Origin of the sequence: Saccharobesus litoralis (assembly GCF_003063625.1) — a bacterium.
GTDB classification, from domain to species: domain Bacteria; phylum Pseudomonadota; class Gammaproteobacteria; order Enterobacterales; family Alteromonadaceae; genus Saccharobesus; species Saccharobesus litoralis.
On sequence record NZ_CP026604.1, the window covers coordinates 4,457,839 to 4,480,118 of the forward strand.

Annotated in this window: 16 protein-coding genes; 5 read left to right on the forward strand and 11 right to left on the reverse strand. The window is 40.9% G+C overall.

All coding sequences use genetic code 11. The annotated features are described in order from the left end of the window. The first annotated feature begins 10 nt into the window (after positions 1-10). The 4 genes from C2869_RS16580 (at position 11) to C2869_RS16595 (ending at position 5,134) form a co-directional block, all read left to right on the forward strand. The gene (locus C2869_RS16580) at positions 11-2,608 is read left to right on the forward strand and encodes an efflux RND transporter permease subunit (RefSeq protein ID WP_108604005.1); all 2,598 of its coding nucleotides are present in this window, start codon (positions 11-13) and stop codon (positions 2,606-2,608) included. A 74-nt stretch (positions 2,609-2,682) separates the two neighbouring features. Then, positions 2,683-3,444: an outer membrane lipoprotein-sorting protein gene (locus tag C2869_RS16585; RefSeq protein WP_228710691.1), complete on the forward strand. Its 762-nt coding sequence runs from the start codon at positions 2,683-2,685 to the stop codon at positions 3,442-3,444. Continuing rightward, positions 3,444-4,862, forward strand: a complete 1,419-nt coding sequence (locus C2869_RS16590; RefSeq protein ID WP_108604006.1) for a hypothetical protein — start codon at positions 3,444-3,446, stop codon at positions 4,860-4,862. Before C2869_RS16585 ends, C2869_RS16590 begins: the two co-directional genes overlap by 1 nt. Before the next feature lie 47 nt (positions 4,863-4,909). Further along, positions 4,910-5,134 (forward strand): YgaP family membrane protein, encoded by a 225-nt coding sequence (locus C2869_RS16595; protein WP_108605096.1) that lies wholly within the window; start codon positions 4,910-4,912, stop codon positions 5,132-5,134. Positions 5,135-5,368: 234 nt separating this feature from the next. Here the strand turns inward: C2869_RS16595 and C2869_RS16600 are convergent, their stop codons facing one another. Next, positions 5,369-5,758 carry a YacL family protein gene (locus C2869_RS16600; RefSeq protein ID WP_108604007.1) on the reverse strand — a complete coding sequence of 130 codons (390 nt, stop codon included), beginning with the start codon at positions 5,756-5,758 and terminating at the stop codon, positions 5,369-5,371. Between the two features lie 283 nt (positions 5,759-6,041). On the opposite strand from C2869_RS16600, the gene C2869_RS16605 reads away from it, so the two are divergent. After that, positions 6,042-8,819: a CHASE domain-containing protein gene (locus C2869_RS16605; protein WP_108604008.1), complete on the forward strand. Its 2,778-nt coding sequence runs from the start codon at positions 6,042-6,044 to the stop codon at positions 8,817-8,819. Positions 8,820-8,963: 144 nt separating this feature from the next. Here the strand turns inward: C2869_RS16605 and C2869_RS16610 are convergent, their stop codons facing one another. From C2869_RS16610 to C2869_RS16655, 10 genes are all read right to left on the reverse strand, one after another. Then, complete coding sequence (locus C2869_RS16610; protein WP_108604009.1) at positions 8,964-10,589, reverse strand: methyl-accepting chemotaxis protein; 1,626 nt, start codon at positions 10,587-10,589, stop codon at positions 8,964-8,966. A 407-nt stretch (positions 10,590-10,996) separates the two neighbouring features. Next, complete coding sequence (locus C2869_RS16615; RefSeq protein WP_159084204.1) at positions 10,997-11,674, reverse strand: hypothetical protein; 678 nt, start codon at positions 11,672-11,674, stop codon at positions 10,997-10,999. Between the two features lie 8 nt (positions 11,675-11,682). Then, positions 11,683-12,237 carry an RNA polymerase sigma factor gene (locus C2869_RS16620; RefSeq protein ID WP_228710692.1) on the reverse strand — a complete coding sequence of 185 codons (555 nt, stop codon included), beginning with the start codon at positions 12,235-12,237 and terminating at the stop codon, positions 11,683-11,685. A gap of 100 nt (positions 12,238-12,337) precedes the next feature. Continuing rightward, positions 12,338-13,033 (reverse strand): TonB family protein, encoded by a 696-nt coding sequence (locus C2869_RS16625; protein ID WP_228710693.1) that lies wholly within the window; start codon positions 13,031-13,033, stop codon positions 12,338-12,340. 674 nt (positions 13,034-13,707) lie between these two features. After that, a complete protein-coding gene (locus tag C2869_RS16630) occupies positions 13,708-14,751 on the reverse strand; it encodes an ABC transporter ATP-binding protein (protein ID WP_108604011.1) in 1,044 nt (347 codons plus the stop codon). A 36-nt stretch (positions 14,752-14,787) separates the two neighbouring features. After that, the gene (locus C2869_RS16635; protein WP_408011865.1) at positions 14,788-16,464 is read right to left on the reverse strand and encodes an ABC transporter permease; all 1,677 of its coding nucleotides are present in this window, start codon (positions 16,462-16,464) and stop codon (positions 14,788-14,790) included. 166 nt (positions 16,465-16,630) lie between these two features. After that, complete coding sequence (flgL, locus tag C2869_RS16640; protein WP_108604012.1) at positions 16,631-17,854, reverse strand: flagellar hook-associated protein FlgL; 1,224 nt, start codon at positions 17,852-17,854, stop codon at positions 16,631-16,633. A 2-nt stretch (positions 17,855-17,856) separates the two neighbouring features. Then, complete coding sequence (flgK, locus tag C2869_RS16645; protein ID WP_108604013.1) at positions 17,857-19,950, reverse strand: flagellar hook-associated protein FlgK; 2,094 nt, start codon at positions 19,948-19,950, stop codon at positions 17,857-17,859. 152 nt (positions 19,951-20,102) lie between these two features. Then, positions 20,103-21,155 (reverse strand): flagellar assembly peptidoglycan hydrolase FlgJ, encoded by a 1,053-nt coding sequence (flgJ, locus tag C2869_RS16650; protein ID WP_329604276.1) that lies wholly within the window; start codon positions 21,153-21,155, stop codon positions 20,103-20,105. Between the two features lie 6 nt (positions 21,156-21,161). Next, positions 21,162-22,259 carry a flagellar basal body P-ring protein FlgI gene (locus C2869_RS16655; RefSeq protein ID WP_199915692.1) on the reverse strand — a complete coding sequence of 366 codons (1,098 nt, stop codon included), beginning with the start codon at positions 22,257-22,259 and terminating at the stop codon, positions 21,162-21,164. Positions 22,260-22,280: the final 21 nt, after the last annotated feature.

A 22,280-nucleotide genomic window follows, 5' to 3' on the forward strand; every position in this document is an offset into this window, starting at 1 on the left:
AAAGACACTTATGTTTGAACTGTTAATTGATAAAGCAATACTCCATGCGCAAAAGGTGTTTTGGCTACTAGCTATTCTCACCGCCACAAGTATTAGCTTTTTTAGCCAACTGCAAATTGATACCGATCCAGAGAACATGCTGGCCGAAGGCAATAGCGCACGAAAAAATCACAACCAAACTAAACATGACTTTAATTTACATGATGCATTAGTTGTCGGTGTCGTTAATAAACACCACCCTCAAGGGATCTATAACGCCGCGACGCTAAACGCTATTGAGCAAATAACTCAAACTGCTTTGACAATAAATGGTGTCGTTAAACAAGATGTTATGTCAATGTCGTTGGCGGACAATATTAAACAAATTCAACTAACTGGTGAAAAAACACCCACATTGAAATTTGAGTGGTTAATGCCACAAGCGCCAAGTAACGACCAAATCGCCCTTGAAGTGAAATCGGCAATACAAAGATTGCCTTTATTAGAAAACACCTTGGCTGCAGACAATAACCTAGCGGCTGCGATATATATTCCGATTCAAAACAAAAACCAAAGCTATGCAATCGCTGAACAACTGCGTTCGACTATAAATACACTTGATAAGATTCACGGTGATCAATGGCATATCACAGGGTTACCGGTAGCGGAAGATCAGTTTGGTGTTGAAATGTTTGTGCAAATGGCCATTTCTGCGCCACTGGCCGGATTAACAATACTTGTTTTATTGTGGATGTTTTTTAGGCACATTCCTTTTATTGCCGCTCCCATGATCGTTGCAATGGTTACGGTAATAGTCACCATGGGGCTATTGATCGCCCTAGGCTTTACTGTGCATATTATGTCATCCATGATAGCGATATTTCTCATGCCAATTGCTGTTGTTGATTCAGTTCATGTTATGTCTGAATTCGCCGATCGCTATCAAGCCGGCAACAACCCGCAAGCCTCAGCTAAACAAACCATTAAACAAGTTGTTCTCCACTTGTTTAAACCTATGTTGTTTACCTCACTCACCTCTGCCGTTGGCTTTTTATCTCTGCTTATCACCCCTATCCCTCCCGTACAAATATTTGGTGCTTTTATCGGCTTTGGCATTTTGCTGGCTTTTATTGTGACCTTAATATTTTTACCGGCATACATTAGCTGCTTAAGTGAAAAACAATTACTCAACTTACAAATAAAACTGCAACAGCAGAGCAAAAAACAAGGTTTATTAGCACGCATTATTCAATGGTTAAGTCGTAGCCATTCCAAATACAATAAAACTAAATTATTAGGGTTTGGTGTTATATTTATTTTTTCTATTGTGGGAATGTTATTAATTCAGGTTAACGATAATCCCGTACGCTGGTTCAAATCAAACCATGAAATTCGCGTTGCTGATGCTGAGCTCAATCAACACTTTGCTGGTACTTATAATGCTTATATCCGCTTGAGTGCAAATCCCAATAACAGCCAATTAAACCAAGGCGTATTACCCCCAAAATTTGAGTTAGTCCCGTCTTCTTTGCAAACTTGGTTTCAGCAAATTATCACGTTAAACGAGCAAAACGACAAAGCACTAACTAAAGAACAACTCATTTTCGCGATTGACGACAAGCTATTTTCAGGCGTCGACAAAGAGGCAACAACCTGGTTAGAGCAATGGCTCACACAATTAGAACATGAAACCAGCAAGCCTTTTACTCAACCCGATGTCCTCTCTTACATTGAAGGTTTACAAAATTATTTAAATGATAAACAGCAAATCGGTAAATCTAGCTCAATTGTTGATATCGTTAAAGTTGTCAATCGAGAATTACATTCAGGCCTTGATGTTGACTATCAATTACCTACTTCGTCTCAAGGTATTGCACAAAGTTTATTGCAATATCAATCCTCTCATCGACCGCAAGATCTGTGGCACTTCGTTACGCCAGACTATCAAAACAGCTTGATATGGTTACAACTAACCAGTGGCGATAATCAAGCCATGTTACAAGTGATTGAATGGGTAGAGACTTATGTTCAACAACAGCCGTTACCTAAAGAATTATCCCTAAGTTGGGCTGGCAAGGCCTACTTGAATGTAGTTTGGCAAGAGCAAATGGTATGGGGAATGGCCGAAAGTTTAATCAGCGCTTTTATTATCGTGTTTATCATGATGACGCTCTTGTTTCGTTCGATCACATTTGGCTTATTAGCCATGCTTCCTCTTAGTCTTACCATTAGCTTTATTTATGGTTTGATTGGCTGGTTAGGTAAAGACTATGACATGCCGATTGCGGTGCTTTCAGCATTAACATTAGGCTTATCGGTTGACTTCGCTATTCACTTTTTGCAACGAGCGCGCGAAATTTACCAACAGCAACAAAATATCGAAAACACGATACAGCTTATGTTTGCAGAGCCAGCTAATGCCATTAGTCGCAACGCGATTATTATCGCACTTGGCTTTACCCCACTCTTGTTTGCACCACTGGTACCTTACATTACCGTAGGCATATTTTTAGCTAGCATTATGGCGATATCTGCGCTCGTCACTTTGGTATTACTACCAACGCTATTTATGCTTTTTCCCAATCTATTGATCCAAACAACCAAAGTACAAGGAGACACAGAGCAATGATCCATCTTCCTACGCTTTCAACAAATATAAATACTATGCGGCTAAGCCTGATTATCACAACTGTTTTGCTGATAATGACCTACTCTACCGCCTACGCCCTAACGGCTGAGCAAATTATTCGTAAAGCCGAGCAAGCGGCGTATTATGCTGGCGATGACGGCAGTAGCCTTGCTAGGATCATAATTGTTGACCAACAAGGGCGTAAACTCATGCGCCAGTTTTCACTGCTCAGAAAAGATGTGATTGAAAATGGCCAACAGACTGGGCAACAAAACCTGCTAGTCATGTTCTCGCGCCCAACCGATATAAAAGGAACCGTCTTTCGAGTTGAAAAAAGTAATAATATTGAGCAAGACGATAACCGCTGGCTATATTTACCTGGCTTAGATTTAGTGAAACGTATCGCTGCGAGTGACAAGCGCACATCATTCGTGGGTTCTCATTTTTTCTATGAAGATGTGAGTGGACGTTCAACTCTTTTAGATAACTTTGAGTTACTCGACTCATCAGGTGAAAACTACTTAATTAAAGCGACACCTAAACAGCCGGAAAGCGTTGAGTTTAGTCATTATACAGTGCAAATACACAAGCAAAATTTTATTCCGGTTACCATTGATTACTACAATCAAGACAATAAGCATTATCGACGAGTTGAAGCCATTCAAATAGAAACCTTGCAAAACCATCCTACGGTTACCCGCTCAAAAGTGAGTGATTTAATATCCGGCGGGTATACGTTAATGGAGTTTCGTAATGTGCAATACGATATTGGTTTACCAGACAGTTTATTCAGTGAACGTAGTTTACGGTATCCACCCAGCCAATGGTTTAAATAATGCTTAGTATTCCACATAAAAACTTTAAAACTGGCGTTTTATTATGGCTACTTTTTTTACAAGTTATCCCTCTTGGCTTAAAGGCAAAAGAAACCAGTACACCAACAAACAGCATATCCGTGAAGCCTATCGGTCACACAAGCGAAGGTATAAACGATGGGGATAAAATAAATGTCGATAAAAATGACTGGGATGACAGTAGCTGGGACGACTGGGAACAGGCAGAGCAAACGACGACTGACGGCAAAAGTAGTGCCATAGCGCCAATAACGGGTTATGTAGAAATTGCCCTCGGCCAGCGTTTCAAGCGTGATACTGTCATCAAGCAAAAGCAAACCTTAGGTGATATAAAACTGCACCTTAACTGGCAACACCTTTTGACAAACTCCCTGTTTGACGGCTCTCGATTTATTAGTAAAGCTGACATTTATTACGATCAAGTGCAGGCATCGAGCCAGATTGATATACGTGAATTAAGTTGGCAAACCTCTTTGCATAAATTAGGTCAACAGGGGCAAAACTGGGATCTAAAAATGGGTAAACAAATGCTGACTTGGGGGGTTGGACATTACGTATTTATTAACGACCATTTCGCTAAAGACTGGCAATCATTTTTTGCAGGGCGTGACGATAACAACCTAAAGCTTGCCTCAACCGCTGTTCGCTTATCCGGTTATTATTCATTCGCCAATATTGATTTAGTCTGGCTACCTAAAATGCAAGCTGACCATTATATTAATGGCGAAATATTTTCTTTTTATAGTGGTGCACAGCAGCAAAATATCGCGCCTAGATTGACAGCCAATCAACCGTCTGATGGCGAATTGGCCATTCGACTGAGTAAACAAATAGGCAGTAATGATATTGCCATATACGGATTTGATGGTTATAGCAAGTCACCGGAGGCGATTGATTTTCAAGGCAAGCCAGCCTTTTATAAAATACGCAGCCTTGGTGCTAGCCTGATCTCACCGCTAGCCAATGGGTTATTCAAATCGGAATATGGCTACCATGACCATTCACAAAATTCGCCAATAGAAAATCAATTTATCAGCCTTGCTCAATCAAACCAGCAATGGCTGATTGGTTACGAACAGGAAATCAAAGCTAATTTGAGTTTGGCCTTGCAGTTCCATTGGCGAAACGCTATCGGTAACGACACCACCAATCAAAACCGTAAACAAATAACCGTGAATACTCGATGGCAAAATAGCATGCAAACACTCACTGTAGATTGGTTTCAATTTTACGAACTGCAAGAACACGACAACTACTCTCGACTGACTATGCACTATCAACCAAACGACCAATGGCACTATAAAATCGGCCTTAATCATTTTTTAGGTAAACCTGAAACGTTTTTTGGTCAGTTTGAGAACGCCAGTAATTATTACGCCTCAATTCAATATCTGTTTTAACTAGCCAGCTTTAACTAATCAGAGCTTTAATAGGAGCTATCTTCATGATGTCATTAGAAAAATCACTTACTGCCTTTGCCGGATTAATGATCATATTATCCGTGGCCTTAACCTACTTTATCCATCCAAACTTTATTTGGTTTACTTTATTTGTTGGTGTTAACTTATTTCAGCAAAGCTTTACTGGCTTTTGCCCCGCCAGCATTTTTATGAAAAAAGTTTGCAATATAAAAACCGAAAGAGAGCTAACATTAGAAGAACAAAATAAGTGACATAACGCCTAACACTGTTTCAATATAATTTTGATGTGTTGACGTTGTTCAGTATAGATCGAAATTTATTTCGACAATAGCAGCAGGCTGCTACAGGCGTGGTTTCTAGCTGCCACATTGCCTAATATCTGCAACCTTTGTCGAGGCATTGAACCTCGACCTTCAAGAGTAATTTGATGAGTTGATATTAGGCTAGCTATTTTTGTAGGTTCGACGCTTGATTCAGGCGCCTACTCATGGTGCGTCGCATTGTACTTTGACAAAATCACACCAAGCGTAAAACAAATTAACAAAATCATCGAAACCACATCCAGCCCGAACACTTAAATCATCTAAATATAATTCATTGTCTGGTAATAGATCGGGTTCAAAACCCTCGCCTTGATTAACCTTGACCACGGCTTCATCACTGTCTAAGTATAAAGTAACCTCAGCCCCCAACTTATGTAAAGCTAGGCACTCTATGCGCTTGCTCTGAGCTTTTTTAATTAAAGAGCAGACTTGATGGATAGTTATTGGGTTATTTGCAACCTCATCCATTAGCCAACGACCAAATAGTCCATGCTCCATGGACATGTCACATAAATACCGGCCAGTTAAATCTGTTTTAAAATGGTAATCCACACGCTCTCAACTTAATTTTGCACATACAACCTTCAACACGTACTTTTTATACGCATCTTATTCTCATCCTTCACTCGCGACTTTCAATATGCAATAAATAGTGAGTGAATTACCCTCAGTATAACAACTGAGGTAATGGGATGCTAAAAAGCAAATTGTCTAAAAAATGACAAACAACTTGAAAAAATCACCAAAAAAACGCAAATAAACCAAAGTAAATCAATGGTTAGGCAGTAACTTTAACAATTAAATGCTATAACTAGAGTATAACGCTTAAAATAAAATGCTAACGACCTTGAGATATCAGCCCCTATTTGCAATCAGCATTGCTTTTGTTTGTTATTTTTTGTTTGCCAAGCTCGGCTTATTGTTTGCTATACCACCAGGATTTGCTAGCGCAATTTGGCCTGCGGCTGGTATAGGTTTAGCCATTTACTTAAAACTAGGACGCTGGGCTTTACTAGGCACTTTTTTAGGCTCCACTCTAGCCAACTCTCAAGTCGGCATTGACTCCTTTTTTGCATCTTCATTATCTGACTGGCTTATCCCTAGCTGCCTAGCATTAGGCACTTGCTTACAGCTCATTTTGGCTCGCTGTTTAATTTATCGTTATTGTGAACTCCCGATTAAGCTTTATACCTTACGCAGCATAGTGAAATTTGCTTTGTTAGCTGGGCCAATGGCTTGTATTGTGGCCTGTAGTGTGGGTGCAACAGTGTTGACTATCAATAACGACTTATCTGCCCAACAAACTGCTTTTATTTGGCTAACTTGGTGGGTGGGTGATTCTGTTGGCACGTTATTTTTTACACCACTCGTATTACTTCTGTTCAATAATCAAGTCTTTAGCCGAGCGCCTTATCGTTGGAAGGTTGTTGCTCCGTCTTTAATTATTTTTGTTTTAGTCAGCAGCGTATTCTTTTTATCGCGTGGTCATTTTAACGAGCGAGCACAACTTAGCTTTGTTGAAAAAACGCAAAAGCTCACAAACCAAATTTTATTGGCTGAAACTGAATTTGCTCAACATTTATACTCTTTAGCTGGGTTAATTCAAGCAAGTGAAGAAGTCACCCGAGACGAGTTTAAAACCTTTACAACTATGCTCAACGTCAATGATACTAATTTACGGGCGCTGGGTTGGATCCCTAAAGTCGAGCATAAAAACTTAGCTGATTTTTACAAAAAAGCACAAAGTTATGGTTTTAGCGACTACTCATTAAAAAGTTTAAACCATGACAAACAGTTAACTGCAACCCCAAGTAAAGCATTCTATTTACCCATATTATTTTTAGAACCCTACCAAACCAACCAAGCTGCAGTGGGTTTAGAATTAACGACCCATCCTGTTGCTGCACCTATTATTGACAAAGCAGTTACTCAGGGGACGATTCAAATCACCCCGCCTTTAACGCTGGCACAGCAGCGCGACAAATTCACAGGCTTTGTAGCTTACTATCCGTTGTTTAAGCAAGGCACGCCACAAGGCCAAACTAACTACCAAAACTTAATGGGTATCACTGAAGTCGTTATCGAAATCGACACCTTGCTAAGCTCAATATACAAACAAGCAGCAAATAACGATTTCCATGTACAAGTTATTTATCAAGAGCAAAATAAAACGCTATTTAATAATGGCTACAACAAAACGGCTAATTTTCATTACAGTCAAACGATTGAATGGTTTTCGACACCATTAACCTTTAATTTTGCTAGCAGTTCTAATTTTGATGCTAAAGCCACCGACTGGACAAGTTGGATAACCTTGATCCTAGGGTGCTTACTCGCAGTCATTAGCACAATTTTCATTATGATAGTGACTGGTTTTAATCACAAATTAGAGCTAGAAGTTACACAAAAAACGGCCGAACTTGAGCAAACTAATCAAGATTTAATTAAAGCCAATAACGCTAAAAGCCAATTTTTAGCAAATATGAGCCACGAATACCGCACACCATTAAATGCCATCGTCGGTTTTAGTCAAATTGGCAGAAGCCGCACTCAAGATCCAAAAGTAAAAGATTACTTTAACAAGGTGCTCGAGTCGTCTGAGCATTTGTTAAATCTAATTAATAATGTGTTAGATTTAACTAAAATGGACAGTGGTAAATTAAACCTAATCGAAGCGCCATTCTCTCTAAGTGATGTTGTTCAGCAAACGCGTGTATTATTTGAACAACAAGCCTTGGATAAGAACATCACTTTTAATATTCATGCAGACATCAAGCAAAACCAGCTCATTGGTGATAAAACGCAACTAGAACAAATTCTGGTTAACCTATGTTCTAACGCCGTTAAATTTACCCAACAAGGACAAGTAAAATTAACGGTAACAACGGCCCCTATCAACTCCAATACTTGCACACTGACGATTAAAGTCGAAGACCAAGGTATAGGTATAGACAAACAATATATCGACGGCTTATTTGACGCTTTTACGCAAGCCGATGAATCGAATACACGTGCTTTTGGGGGAACTGGCTTAGGTCTAACCATAGTTAAACAACTGGTTGATTTAATGCAAGGTACGCTCAATGTGCAAAGTGAACTGAATGTTGGTTCAACATTCACCGTCGAATTACCACTAAAAGTCGATTTAACTGCCGAGAAAACTTCTGCTGTAGAAACTAAGGAGCAATCCAATTCAGAAGCGCTAAACATGCAAGACTCACAACCGGCAACGGATTTTAGTCACCTGAAAGTGCTATTGGTGGAAGACAACGAAATTAATCAAATCGTCGCGCGCGAGCAACTCAAATTGATCAATATTCAATGTGAAGCTGTTAACAATGGCCAGCAAGCATTGGATCATATTGAACAAAACGCGTTAGATTTATTATTACTCGATCTGCATATGCCGGTTTTAAATGGCTTTGACACGGCTTATGCCATCCGCAGCAAATTAAATTTAATTGATTTACCCATTATCGCATTAACCGCCAGCGTGTCTGAACAAGACAAACAAAAAGCCGCGGAGTTAGGTATAAACCATTATTTAACTAAACCTTTTAACGCAGAGCAATTACGCCAAGCGATTGAAATGTGCTTTGCTGAGCATAGCTAGCACACTGTTCGACTAAATTTTAATTAGTTGAAACAAGGCTAGCTATTTTTGTGTAGAAAAAACAGGCCCATGCCCTATCGGTACGCAAAAGCCGAGGTAATAGCCGTCCACAGCTTGAGAGTCAGGAAGTTACCGGTCGCCAATTTAATTCAGTTTAAATCGCCCTACACCTTGATGAATATTGCCTGCCAACCCTTGAATTTGTGCGGATGCTTTCTTAGTATCTGCGGCGACCTCAGAAGTAGTTTGAATTTGGCTGTTTAAATCATGTAAATTGCGGTTAATGTCTTCTGTAACTGCAGATTGTTCCTCTGTCGCGGTGGCTGTTTGGATCGACATGTCTTTAACCTTAGTCACCCGACTCAGTGTATTGTCCAGTAATGTCTCGGTCTCTTTGGCTAACTCCACAGAACTGGTTACCTTGTCAAAGCCATCTTGAATTTTATCAACAACATTAGTTACACCATCTTGCACAGCTAAGATCATGCTTTGAATGCTGTCTGTCGATTCTTGCGTTTTTTGGGCCAAAGTCCTTACTTCATCCGCAACAACAGCAAAGCCACGACCTTGCTCGCCCGCCCTAGCCGCTTCTATCGCAGCGTTAAGTGCTAACAAATTAGTCTGCTCAGCAATACCGCGGATCACATCTAACACACCAGAAATATTTGATGATTCGACCGATAATTTTTTAGCGCCGTCCGACGCGCCTTCCACTGTGTGATACAACTGCTCAATCTGCACAACTGATTTATTGATCACCTCCACACCTTGTGACGCAAAACGCATGGCGCTTTCTGTTTCATCCGCCGTATTTTGCGCAATAGATGACATTTCTCTGGTCGCTAAACTCATCTCATGCACGGCACTCACTATCATATCTGACGCTTGGCTTTGTTGTTTTGCCACCGCATCAGCTTTATTGGCAGACTGCCCTAAAACATCTGAACTAGCGTGAAGATCATCAACATCATGCCTAACTTGTGAAATTAAAGTCCGTAAACTGGCAACAAACCGATTAAAAGCTAAGCCAAGTTCGCCAATTTCATCGTGATTTTTTACATTAATGGTTTTAGTTAAATCACCGCCTCCTGACGTAATATCGTCAATACCTTGGGTAATTTCTTGAATGCGCGCTAACAAAGCATTTTGACTAAATATCGCCACCGCGGCAGCAATCCCAACAATCACGATAACCACTAACCAAGTAATTGTTTTATGTTTAGCATTGGTTGCTTTAATGGTCTCTTGCAATAAATTAGCACTTTCAAATGCTCGCTCACCGGCCACGTCGTATAATTCCCGTAATGCGGAAAAATCTTGGTTAGACTGGCCGTTTGTTTGCTCAATAGCTAACTCAACATTACCATTATCATACGTAGCTAAGACTTGGCTAGCTGAGCGATACCACTTTTGATAAGCGGCTTCAAACCCGCGCAATTCTGAAATTACCTTAGGGTAATTTTGCATTAATTGCCGATACTCATTGAATCTATCTTTGGCTTGTTTGGCATTTTCTTCAAACTCTTGGCGAAACTGCGCTTGGTTTTGTTTGGAATAAACATATTGAATTTCGGCCACACGCGCTTGATATAAATCTCGATCGGCATTTAACACCACATTAATTGCAGGCATAAATCCAGTGGGAAAAACATCTGCGTTCTCTTCCAAATTTTTCGTGAGCATCATGTTAGCAATCATAATAACAAGAAGCGCAACAGCAACAATAAACAAGGGAACAGAATATTTAATTCGAATACTAAGATTATTCATGGCTCAAGTTAGGATTAAATTCTAATAACTAACAATCAGTATAGCCAATGAGACAGGAATAACCTCAATCAACACCAAAAAATACCGCTGATAAATCAGATATTTAAAGCATCAATGCGATGTGGAACAAATAGCTTAATTCAAAGTTTTGTCAGGTTTAATCTATCACCATACGCCAATCGCAGGCGCGATATAGCATCTCAAGCAACGAGCTTATAGCCAAGTTACAGCATAATTAGGTTGTTGTGGCGAAACCTAGCTTACAAGCTCCTTTTTTTTGGACAGAAAGGTTTGCAGGCTCTGCAAGCATAAATGCTCACCCACAAAAGTCGGTATATTAATTACCTTCTGCGAAGATATGAAACCACCTAGACTTATCAATTCATTACGCTGAATTATTACAAAATTTAGCAACTATGCGACTGGTTTAGAGAACGAATAGCAATGACATCTCCCTGCCTATTTAACACTAATTGCACCATTTGCGAGCCCGTGAATTGCGATAAATTGAATTGAGTTGGGCTTGTTGTCTCATGCCTCAAGGTGAAATTTTCAAGTACTTTCGCTTTGGCTTGTTCGCAGAGCACTAACCTCAATTGACTATCCTGTTTAGTCAGACGAGCCAATTGCATATAATGTAGATCGTTAGTTTCACCTTGATAAGTGGCATTCAAGTTAGCGACTTGCTGCTGCCAAGTATTTTTATAAGCCTGATACTTTTTATGATCAGTTAAAATTTCTGCCGCTAAACGAGTTTGTAAGTTGGGTTCTATTACATTGATTGTAATGGCTTCTTCGCTAGTTAAATTAGTAGGTTGATATACCAATTCCGCTTCAGATTGCCATGTAGAACTAGCATCAATTATTTGAACGCCAAGAAAGGCAACAAAAACAGATGCGGCAAGAGCCCACCATGCGGTTAGATTTGTTTTCGGTCTTGAACGACTTTGCGAACTTTGTCGGGCAGCTTGAGCAATAATACGCTGCTGCACGTCAACAGGTAATTGATAGTGTGCCTTGTCCCGTTGATAGGCCTCAGACAACTCTGATTCAAAATTGCTTGATGTCGGGTTATCTTTTTTCATGACTTTTTTCATGACAATAAGTCTCGGTGAGCTTTAAACAAATTACGGGCGTATCTAAGGCGGCTTTTAACGGTTTCTGTACTGGTTTGAGTAACATCTGCTATTTGCTGTAAAGATAACCCTTCTTGTTGCAATATAAATGCTTCCCGTTGCTCAAATGGTAATTGCTTTAACAAGTGTTCGAATCCTTGTTTTTGACTCGCCTGCATTAGCTGATGAGCGGGTTGCTCATCCATACTTGCCGGATGGTCTAATAACGTATCTACATCCTGTACCCACTTGTTATTCAGCCGTAAATGATCAATCAAACAATTTCTCGCTATGGTAAAAACCCAAGGTTTAACTTTTTGTTGTGACTGATAACGCTGGCGTTTTTCTATCACTTTTAACCACACTTGCTGACTAATATCCGCTGCAGTTGCAGCATCACTTTGTTTAACAAGGTAATAATACAAATCGTTACCCAATTGCTCGACTAATAAGGACAGTAAATGTGGATCCCCTGTCAAGGCATATTCAGCCATTAAGTCGTCACACCCAGGCTCGGCGTGACGTTCAAACATAGATAATATTCTAGCAGTGAAAGACAAATGACATCCTCGCCCAAAATTAAATTTGAATTTTACTAATTAGGCCAGAAACACGCTCTAGCCTAAGCCAAGTTTAGTTCATATTAAACTCAAGCTTCACGGTTAAGCCCGTTTGTTTTTGTGGCACACCGTCAATCACCTGTGGTTTGTATTTCCAACGCGACAAGGCTCGTTTCGCTTCGCGATCAAATACGCGTTTAGGTTGAGCTTCAATCACTAATACATCTTCAACAGCGCCTAATTCATTAATCGAAAACTGCAAACTAACCCAACCTTCAATACCGTTGCGTGCCGCAGCAGCTGGATATCTAGGTTCGACACGTACTATAGGCGCCGCATCACCATTGGTAAAGCCCCCTGCATTATTAACACCTGTGTCTAACTCGCCAACAAAGTTAGTATTAACGGCAATTAGCGGTTCAGCAATAGCCACTTCTGTCTCCGTTGCGGTTGACAATTGACGCTGCGGTGGCTGTACCGGAGGTTTTAATTTTGGTCGAGGATCTGGCTTCTCAATTACCTTTTCATCCGATTGCGTATAAACAAAATCAATCGGCTGATGGGTTGTCGGGGTTATAGGTGCAACTTGGTCATTCGCGATAAGCGCTTGCATGACAGCAAATAAAGCAAAGGCACAAACGATCCCCATTAGAAAGGTAACGCTAATACGTAGCAAAGATTTGCTCAGTAGCGCCGGTTGGGCAGATAGTGCAGATTGATTAGATAAAACGTTATTTGGATTATGTATTAAAGCTGATATTGATGGCATGATATTCCCCTTTTTTAGTCTTCATAAACAAAACGTTGAACAAAGAAAAAAGGGGTTAAATTATTTTTTATTTGTAACTATAGTCAAAGCGATCAGGTTTTAGGGGAAGCCGTCAAGCTTCGAATCCCCATGAGCATATGCTCTATTATGTGATTGGGGTGAGTAAGCGCTGACAATGAACCATAAGACCTGAGCGAGAAGACTATATTCAGCATTTCAAGCAGCAAACCATCTAAAGCTATAACTTAATAAGGCTTGCTGTAAGACGTGGCTTCAAAGCCTCTACTTTTGGTAGCCTTGCTCTTTTGGTTAGAAAATTTTGCAGGCTCTGCAAGCATAAATGCTCACCTACAAAAGAAAATTTTGCAGGCTCTGCAAGTATAAATGCTCGCCTACAATAGAAAAGTTTTCAGGCTCTGCAAGCATAAATGCTCACCTACAAAAGAAAATTTTGCAGGCTCTGCAAGCATAAATGCTCACCTACAAAAGAAAATTTTGCAGGCTCTGTAAGCATAAATGCTCACCTACAAAAGAAAAGTTTGCTGGCTCTGCAAGCATAAATGCTCGCCTACAATAGAAAAGTTTGCTGGCTCTGCACGCACAAATGCTCGGCCACAAAAGTCGGTATCTAAATTACCTTCTGCGCAGTACCGTAGACCATTACTGCACATTGATTAAAGCGCTATCGCTTGATGCCAATCAACCTGTAAATTAACTGACTGCCCAACTTGCAAGTCGGCACCATTGGCATAATTGGCTAACCAAGCGCCATAGGGCGTATCAAGTTTTAACTGATAATAAGAGCCGACAAAACGTTTACTACTCAAAATAGCGCTAATTTGATTTTCCGCTACTGGGTCGCCAGCATCAGATGTGACAACGCCAATATGCTCAGGGCGAAAACCAACCCGTTCAGCACAGTGCAGTTCTTCCTTTAAATTATGTCTTTGTTGTGGTGCCAAATTGGCAATTGTCACTTTATTGATAGCCCCCATAAATGCCGCGACAAATTCAGACTTAGGCGCGTGATAAAGCACTTCAGGCGCATCAACTTGCTCTAGTACACCTTGGTTTAAAATCGCTACCTTATCAGCAAAGGCGTAGGCCTCTTCTTTACTGTGCGAGACAAAAATAGCCGCAACATTAGCCTTTTTAATAATGTCGCGCACTTGTTCAATCAGTTCAAACTTAACCTTATTATCGATATTAGAGAAAGGTTCATCTAACAATAATAGATCAGGGTGATAAGCCAAAGATCTTGCTAATGCTACCCTTTGCTGCTGACCACCCGATAATTGATGAGGGTATTTAGACTCTTGCCCATACAACTGCACTAATTCTAATAGCTCATGCAAGCGCTTGGTTTTATCCGCTTTAGCTACTTTACTTAAGCCATAAGTAATATTGTCAGCCACGGTTAAATGTGGAAACAAAGCATAATCTTGAAACAGCATGCCCAAATTACGTTTTTCCGCTGCGACTTGTTTACTGGCACTACTCACGACTTGCTGCTTGATTTTAATATCACCTGAATCCAGTGAAATTAATCCCGCCAGTGATTTTAATATTGTCGTTTTACCACAGCCACTAGGGCCTAATAAACACAAGATTTCACCCTGTTCTAAACAAAAATCAATTCCTTTTAATACCGGCTGGCGGCCATAACTAACGTGAATCTTATTCACTTGTAACGCAGGATGCTGTTGATTTTCACTCACTGTGGATAATCCTTAATTGCATACTTTTCAATATTTTTAGGCAGAATTGTTTTTATCATGAGTCGCAAAATTATTGATAAATATTAACGGTATCAGCCCTACAACCACTATGGTAATAGCAGCAAGGCTCGCGTGTTCTAACTGCTCATCGCTCACATACTGATATACATAGGTCGCCAAGGTTTCAAAGCCAAAAGGTCGCAACAATAATGCGGCTGGTAACTCTTTCATGGCCTCTATAAAAACCAATAAACTACTGCTTAATAACGCTTTGGTTAATAACGGCATATGAATTTTTTGCATAGTGCGACTAAACCCGACACCCATCGTCAAACTAGCTTTATCTAAGTTAGGCGAAATTTTTGCTTGAGCTTCGCGTACAGCGCCAAGCGTAATGGCACTAAAACGCACTACGTAGGCAAATACAATGGCAAATAAGGTACCACTTAAAAATAATCCCGGCGTGTAACCTATCCAGTCATTTAGCCAACGATTACTAAGACTCTCAAATTGAGTCAGCGGGATCAGTACAGCAATAGCCAACACTGTGCCCGGTAGTGCGTAACCGGCAGCCATAGCCTGACCAGGAGCTTGCGCCAAAGTGTTCTCATATTGTTGCCGAGCAGCAAAATTAGCCACTAACCCAACCAATAAACAAACACCCGCAACCAGTGCGGCTATCATTAAACTTTTCAATGAATAGTCAATAAACGCTTGATTCCAAGCTTGGGCAAAATAAACCACTCCGTAATCCAACAATATGATGGCTGGCAATACAAATCCTAAAAAGAATACTATTGCCATGTAAATAATCGCACAAACCGTTTGTTTGGTATTTAATGTATATAAAGCGCCTTGATTGAAGGTATCACTGCGAGAATAACTTTTTACCTGCTTACGGTTGGCTTTTTCAATAAATAAAAACAACGCAATAAAAACCAACATAAGTACCGACAAACGAGCTGCTGCAGACAAATTGTAATAACCAAGCCATGTATCATAAATGGCGGTAGTTAAGGTATTAACGGCAAAATAATGTACGGTTGCAAAGTCGGCCATGGTTTCCATTGCTATTAAGGCTAACGCAGCAACAATCACGCCTCTGGCCTGCGGTAAACTAATTTTATAGAAGCTTTGCCAAGCACTATCCCCCAAAATTCGGCTAGATTGTAATTGACTGATACTTTGACTACTGAAAGCCGACCGCAACAGTAAATAAACGTAAGGATAAAGCACGAGAGCTAAAACTATGGCCGCACCGCCGAGAGTACGAATATCAGGAAACCAATAATCGCGAGCCGTTTGCCATTGAAACCAGTCTCTTAGCGCAATTTGTATTGGACCGGCATAGTCAAACAAATCGGTGTAAACATAGGCTACGACATAAGCTGGCATTGCCAATGGCAGTATCATTGCCCATGACCAAAACCGTTTTGATTTAAAATCACACATGGCCATTAACCACGCGGCTGGTAACCCAATAAGTAAACTCAACAAGCAAACGCTAAACACCAATAAAACGGTATTGATGACATAAGTCGACAATACCGTATTCATCAAATGGCTAAAAATACCGTCATCAGCCTGTAAGCTGGCAATAAATAACGAAAAAATTGGCGTAATTAATAGTAGCAACAACAAACAAGTCGCCACTAACCAAACGGTCAGTTTAGGCCATTCAAAGGAAAAAAATTTAACTTGTGTGGATAACAAGGTAGGTTCTCTTAAGCGTTATTCACGCTCTTGGGTTTTAGTGCCGCATTCTACTGAATACGCAGAGTAACTGCAAAATGGATAAAGCACTTATTGATGTATATCGGGGATAAAAATGAATAAGACGCTGAGAGTGACACTCTCAGCGAAAAACCATACGGAAGAACTAAAGGAAATTAAATAAAGACAAGCCAGTGACTTTACTAAAGGTTTGATTCGCCACCGTTAATGCGGTTTCCTGCTTTTGCAGCTCAGTGATGGCTTCTGAAAAATCAACTTCTTCAATTTTAGCTCGCGCTTCTTTTAGGTTAATTTCTTGATCCAAATTGGACAAGTTAACACTGCTCACCACATTTAAGCGACCACCAATTTGCGAACGCGCCGAGCTGACATTTTCCATGGAACGATCAAATGAATATATTGCGCTTTTGAGTTCTTCAAAATAGTCATCACTGGTATTTTCAGCGTTATTCATGGTGTTGATTAAACTAGTCAGTGAATTCAGCGTATTTTCTTTATTGGGTTGATCTAGGGTAAAGTTTAACTGATCGCCAGTTGTGCCATTAATTTGAAACTGTAGACCCGCATAAACAAATTTGTTTTCCGAGTCTAAATTGCCGGAATCCAGTACGGTTCCGCCATTATCCCGCACTTCATAAACTGATGGTGAAGTTAATACCACACTATAGTCATTACTGCCCACAGGGTTTGGCGGCACGGCTACATAGTTAGATTTGTGATAAGCCTCAAACTGATCACTTGAAAAAACTGAGTAACTACCACTCGCAGTTGAGCTAGCAGTATCTATCGATAAAGTACTGCGTGCTTCAGTATCTTCAAAAATAGCAAACCCAGAACCTGGCACACCTGAGTCCAGTTTTAAGGTTTCTGATATTTGAATTTTCTTAACGTTCTCATCGCCTTGATATTCATAACCATTGCTGGTTTTTACAAAGGCAGGATCACTTGATTTAGAGCCCGAAAATATATATTCGCCCTGACCGTTTTTCGAGTTGAACAAGTCAAACAATTCGTCACGGATTTGCTCTAATTCTGAAGCCATCGCGCGACGATCTTGGTCATTCATGGCGCCATTACCCGCTTGAATAGCTAAGGTTCGGGCGCGCTGCATCGAACCATGAATATTTCCTAATACGACTTCTTTATTTTCTAACGAGTTTTCAAGCAATATAGTATTTTTTTCAAATTGCTCTAAGCGCGCTAAATCTTCATCTAAACGGACAATTTTGGTTGCCGCTGCGGGATCATCAGACGGTTTCAGTACGTTAGACTGTTTAATTAACACATCCTGCGCACGCACCAATTTCTTTTGTGTTTCAAGTATGCCGTTAACACTATTCTGATAAAGTTGATTAGTTGTAATTCGCATAATTATCCCCTAACCGCTTGCAGTATAGAATCAAAAGTGGTTTGCGCTACGGTAATCACCCGTGCTGCCGCACTATATGCCTGCTCGTAACGCACTAAGTCCGCCGCTTCTTCATCTAGGTTAACCCCAGACATATCGTCCACCCGCAATTTAGATTGTGCTAGCAAAGTTTGTGACGACTCATAAGCTATGCTGGCTCTATTTGCCGTATCACCAACAAAACCGATCAAATTAGAGTAACTTTCGGCAAAGGTTAATGTATTGCCCGAGCTACTTAATATATTACGCCGCATGGTATCGGCTTGTTGCAATTCTGCCAGTTTTAAACCGTTAAAGTTATCGTCAAAACCATCACTATTAAATTCAATATTGAATTCATCCCCCGCGCGAGGCTGACCATCGACTGTAATTTCATAGCCTGGATAATCCTCGCCATGAGTCGCTGTTGGCCAAGTACCCGCATCACGCAGTTGTTGCATAATGTTTTCACCACTTGCAACCGTGCCAATAACCGCACCGGTTGAGTCTTGCACCTCGTATTGGCCTGCTAAGGTATAAACCACTTTAGAGGGCGCGTCAGCATCTAAACCATAATCTCCCGTTGTACCATCCCCGTTCACATCGTCTGTAAAACCGGTTTGGTTTAAGCTTGTGTTATCCGTGTTGGTATCGGTAATGTCAGTTAATTCAATACGACCGCTACCTAGGTTAGTTAACGGGTTATTAACGGAGATTGGTGCGGCTAATGCTAACTGCTCAGGCCGATCAAAGTTCATTTCAATATCAAGGCCTGACAAGCGGCTTGGACGCAGTAAAAAAGTGTCGCCCGTGGTAAAACCACCACTGGCTGTCGACGAATCGGGATCAAACCTTAGCTCTAAACCATCCGGCAGGCCATCAGATGAACCTTGGAAATCAGTCGTATTACCTGGAATAGTAAACGGGCCAGAGGCACTGCCATAAGCTTCGCCCTGTTTTAAAGCCTGAACCGTATATTCGGTACTGCTAGTAAACACAACTTCATATTCGAAGTTAGTGGCGCTTGCACCTTGACCATCTTCAATGCGAACTTCAATATCATGAAAGTTTGATGAATTATCGCGATAACCTAACGCATTCGTCGACGGTATACTGAACATATCGGAACCAAGGTTGCCTTCTAAATCAACCCCTTTACGATTTTGCTGGTTCATTGCATCAGAAAAAGCGATGGCCATTTGCCCTAACGAATTAATGGTTTCGTCTAATACTTCTCGCCGATAATCTAACAAACCGCCTAACTTGCCACCAGCATTGGATTCAGCAAAATCAGAGACATTGTTAGGGTTGTTAATAGAATATACTTCTATTTGTAAGCGTTCAGGATCAGGATCACCCTGGGTGGTACGTAAATTAAAATACGCCCCGTCAATTGACAGTGGTTGACCATTAGGGGCGACCAATTCAATACCATCACTTTCCACATTGATAGTATTAACACCAATAATTTCTGATAACTCGCGAATAATTTGGTTACGCTCATCCAACATATTGGAAGACGCATCGTTATTTTCACCCGCTGAAGCGGCAACCACTTTTTCATTAATATCGTAAAAGCTGGCGATTAAACTGTTAACCTCAGATATGGTCAAATCGATTTCTTCGTTAACTATATCTTCTTGTTCAAGGACACGCTCAGACAAGGATTGCATACGCGCAACCAAGGCTTGCGAATCAGAGATAACTAGCTGGCGTGGCGTTAAAGCCGACGGCTCATCATTCGCTTCATTCAAGCGGCCGAAAACATCATCTAAACCTTGGGCAATACTGGTTTGGTCATCAGCAAACAAATTGTCTAATGTGTCAGTATTTTTACTAAAGGATTCTGTACGGCCTTTGGTTTCTAGATCGCGGCGATATTGGTCATTGGCAAATTTATCAAACAAACGCACGGTTTCGGAGCGGCCTAACCCCCACTCGACATAACTGGTAAATTCAGTACGCTGCCGTGAGTAACCCGGAGTGTTGAGGTTAGCGATATTATTACTAACTGTTTGTAGGTGGCTCTGATTACCCAGTAACGCAGAGGTTCCTAACTTTAATAACTCAGATGACATGAAATACTCACTCTACCCTAATTGCAATTAGGCTATGGCTTACGATGCAAAGTTATACTGTCGATAAACAAAATCTCGAGTTTTTGTTTATCTAAAACTAAACAATAAATATAAGTATAGCTGTTTTTCTATCGGCAGCATTTCTGGAATCTTTAATAAAGATTTGGTTTTTCAGCCTTAGCGCTATTAAACACTTTATCTTGTAAAACAGATAGTATTTTCTTAGCGTAGTTAGGATCTGTCGCGTAGCCCGCTTTTTGCAGCTCAGTAAAATATTGTTGCGGATCATTAGTCGACTTTAATGCACCTTGATAACGAGGCTGATCTTTAATAAAGCTAACATAATCTGATAACCCTTGCTCTATGCTGTCATAGGCGCGGAACTTAGCTTTTTCAGTCACCATTTGACCATGCTTAAATTCCATAGTGTTGCGCACGGCTGAATCGCCTTGCCAACGGCTATCCGCTTTAATTCCAAAAAAGTTAAATGCATTATCACCCGATACGGTTTTGATCATTTTTTGCCCCCAACCCGTTTCAAGTGCGGCTTGAGCCACCATAGCGATTGGAGGTAAGCCTATGCTACTGGCCACTTTTTCAGCAATAGGCAATAATTTACTGACAAAATCTTGTTTATCTTTGAACTGCTCATCTTGCTCTATTGGCTGTTGGAACTGACTGAGTTGTTTAGACTTTTCTTCAGCCACTTTAAGTACTGAATTTTGCAATTGTTCAGAATGGATGCGTAGTACAGCTAGCGGATCTTGATTTTTTTCGTCATCGGCTTGCTCGGTTGCCAAAGCCAGAGGGTTTACTGATTTTTGCTGCCAACCACCATCAGGTAATAAGCCATCACTGCGCACAACTGAGCCAGGCATGTAATTATCTTTTTCAGGGCTAAGTTGCTGAACAATAATGTCAGCTAACCCCAAAGCCCCTGTGCTAGACAATTCAGTGGCTAACTGATCATCCGCCATACCTTGATAAAACTTAGCCGAATGACTATTAAATGGACTATCTTTGTCTTCTAGTGCTTCATTGGCCTTACGCATGCTTTTTAACAGCATGTTCATAAAAATGGACTCGAAATGCTGAGCCGCCTTGCGTAGCGCCTCTTTATCATTGTTTTGCCCAGCCTGACGCAACTGGTCTAATCCAGCTGGATCATGATATAGCATTTGGGTTTGTTCGAGTTTATCCATCATAGTTATCTATATAACAATTAATTCGCCGTGTAATGAGCCAGACTCTTTCAACGCTTCTAATATCGCCATTAAATCACCAGGGGCGGCGCCAATTTCATTCATGGCCCGAACCAAGTCATCTAAGCTTGCGCCAGCATCCAATACAAACATACGCGTATCATCTTGCGCCACATCAATCACGGTTTGCTTGGTGACCACGGTTTCGCCTTCCGAAAAAGCATTCGGTTGATTAACCTGCTGATTGGCCGCAATTGTCACCGTTAACCCACCATGTGTCACCGCTGCCGGTTGTAACTTAACATTTTTGCCAATCACAATGGTGCCAGTACGCGAATTAACAATCACCTTAGCTGGCGCATCAGCCGGAGTAAATTCGACATTTTCCAGCGTGGCAATATAGGAAACTCGTTGCCCTAAATCACGTGGTGCCATCACTCTTACTGAAGTCGCATCAATCGCCGTTGCTGTTTTAGGCCCGACTAACTCATTAATAGCGTCAGCCATACGGCGCGCTGTTGTAAAATCAGAGTTATGCAAATTGAAGACCAAGTAGTCACCATGGCCAAATGCATTCGGAACTGAACGCTCGACTATGGCACCATTGGGGATCCGACCAACGGTTGGCGTGTTCATCACGACCCTTGAACCGTCTTCTCCTGCGACACCAAAACCACCAACCACTAAATTACCTTGCGACACAGCATACACTTCACCATCTAAACCTTTCATAAAGGTTTGCACTAAGGTTCCGCCATTAAGACTACCCGCGCTACCAATAGATGACACTGTCACGTCAATTTTTTGACCGGGTTTTGCAAATGCCGGTAATTCTGCGGTTACCATTACCGCGGCTACATTTTTAATTTTAGGTTTTAATGTCGATGGCATGGTAATACCAAAGTTAGCCAGCATGGTTCTAAAGCTTTGCTCGGTAAAAGGCGATTGCTCACCCGTACCCGGCAAACCGACTACTAAACCATAACCCACTAAATGGTTAGTGCGCACACCTTGCACACTAGCCAAGTCTTTAACCCGTTGCGCATAACTGTATTCTGTGCCAATCCAAAGTAAGCAAATCAGTATGCCTAGGCGCCAAAAATTAATTTTCATTGTACTACCCTACAC

What these genes read in the sequence shown, in the direction of transcription:
- C2869_RS16590 (WP_108604006.1), top strand. Translation starts at nt 3,444, where the DNA reads ATGCTTAGTATTCCACATAAAAACTTTAAAACTGGCGTTTTATTATGG.
- C2869_RS16605 (WP_108604008.1), top strand. Translation starts at nt 6,042, where the DNA reads ATGCTAACGACCTTGAGATATCAGCCCCTATTTGCAATCAGCATTGCT.
- C2869_RS16610 (WP_108604009.1), bottom strand. Translation starts at nt 10,589, where the DNA reads ATGAATAATCTTAGTATTCGAATTAAATATTCTGTTCCCTTGTTTATT.
- C2869_RS16615 (WP_159084204.1), bottom strand. Translation starts at nt 11,674, where the DNA reads ATGAAAAAAGATAACCCGACATCAAGCAATTTTGAATCAGAGTTGTCT.
- C2869_RS16620 (WP_228710692.1), bottom strand. Translation starts at nt 12,237, where the DNA reads ATGTTTGAACGTCACGCCGAGCCTGGGTGTGACGACTTAATGGCTGAA.
- flgJ (WP_329604276.1), bottom strand. Translation starts at nt 21,155, where the DNA reads ATGATGGATAAACTCGAACAAACCCAAATGCTATATCATGATCCAGCT.
- C2869_RS16595 (WP_108605096.1), top strand. Translation starts at nt 4,910, where the DNA reads ATGTCATTAGAAAAATCACTTACTGCCTTTGCCGGATTAATGATCATA.
- C2869_RS16580 (WP_108604005.1), top strand. Translation starts at nt 11, where the DNA reads ATGTTTGAACTGTTAATTGATAAAGCAATACTCCATGCGCAAAAGGTG.
- flgL (WP_108604012.1), bottom strand. Translation starts at nt 17,854, where the DNA reads ATGCGAATTACAACTAATCAACTTTATCAGAATAGTGTTAACGGCATA.
- C2869_RS16625 (WP_228710693.1), bottom strand. Translation starts at nt 13,033, where the DNA reads ATGCCATCAATATCAGCTTTAATACATAATCCAAATAACGTTTTATCT.
- C2869_RS16585 (WP_228710691.1), top strand. Translation starts at nt 2,683, where the DNA reads ATGACCTACTCTACCGCCTACGCCCTAACGGCTGAGCAAATTATTCGT.
- flgK (WP_108604013.1), bottom strand. Translation starts at nt 19,950, where the DNA reads ATGTCATCTGAGTTATTAAAGTTAGGAACCTCTGCGTTACTGGGTAAT.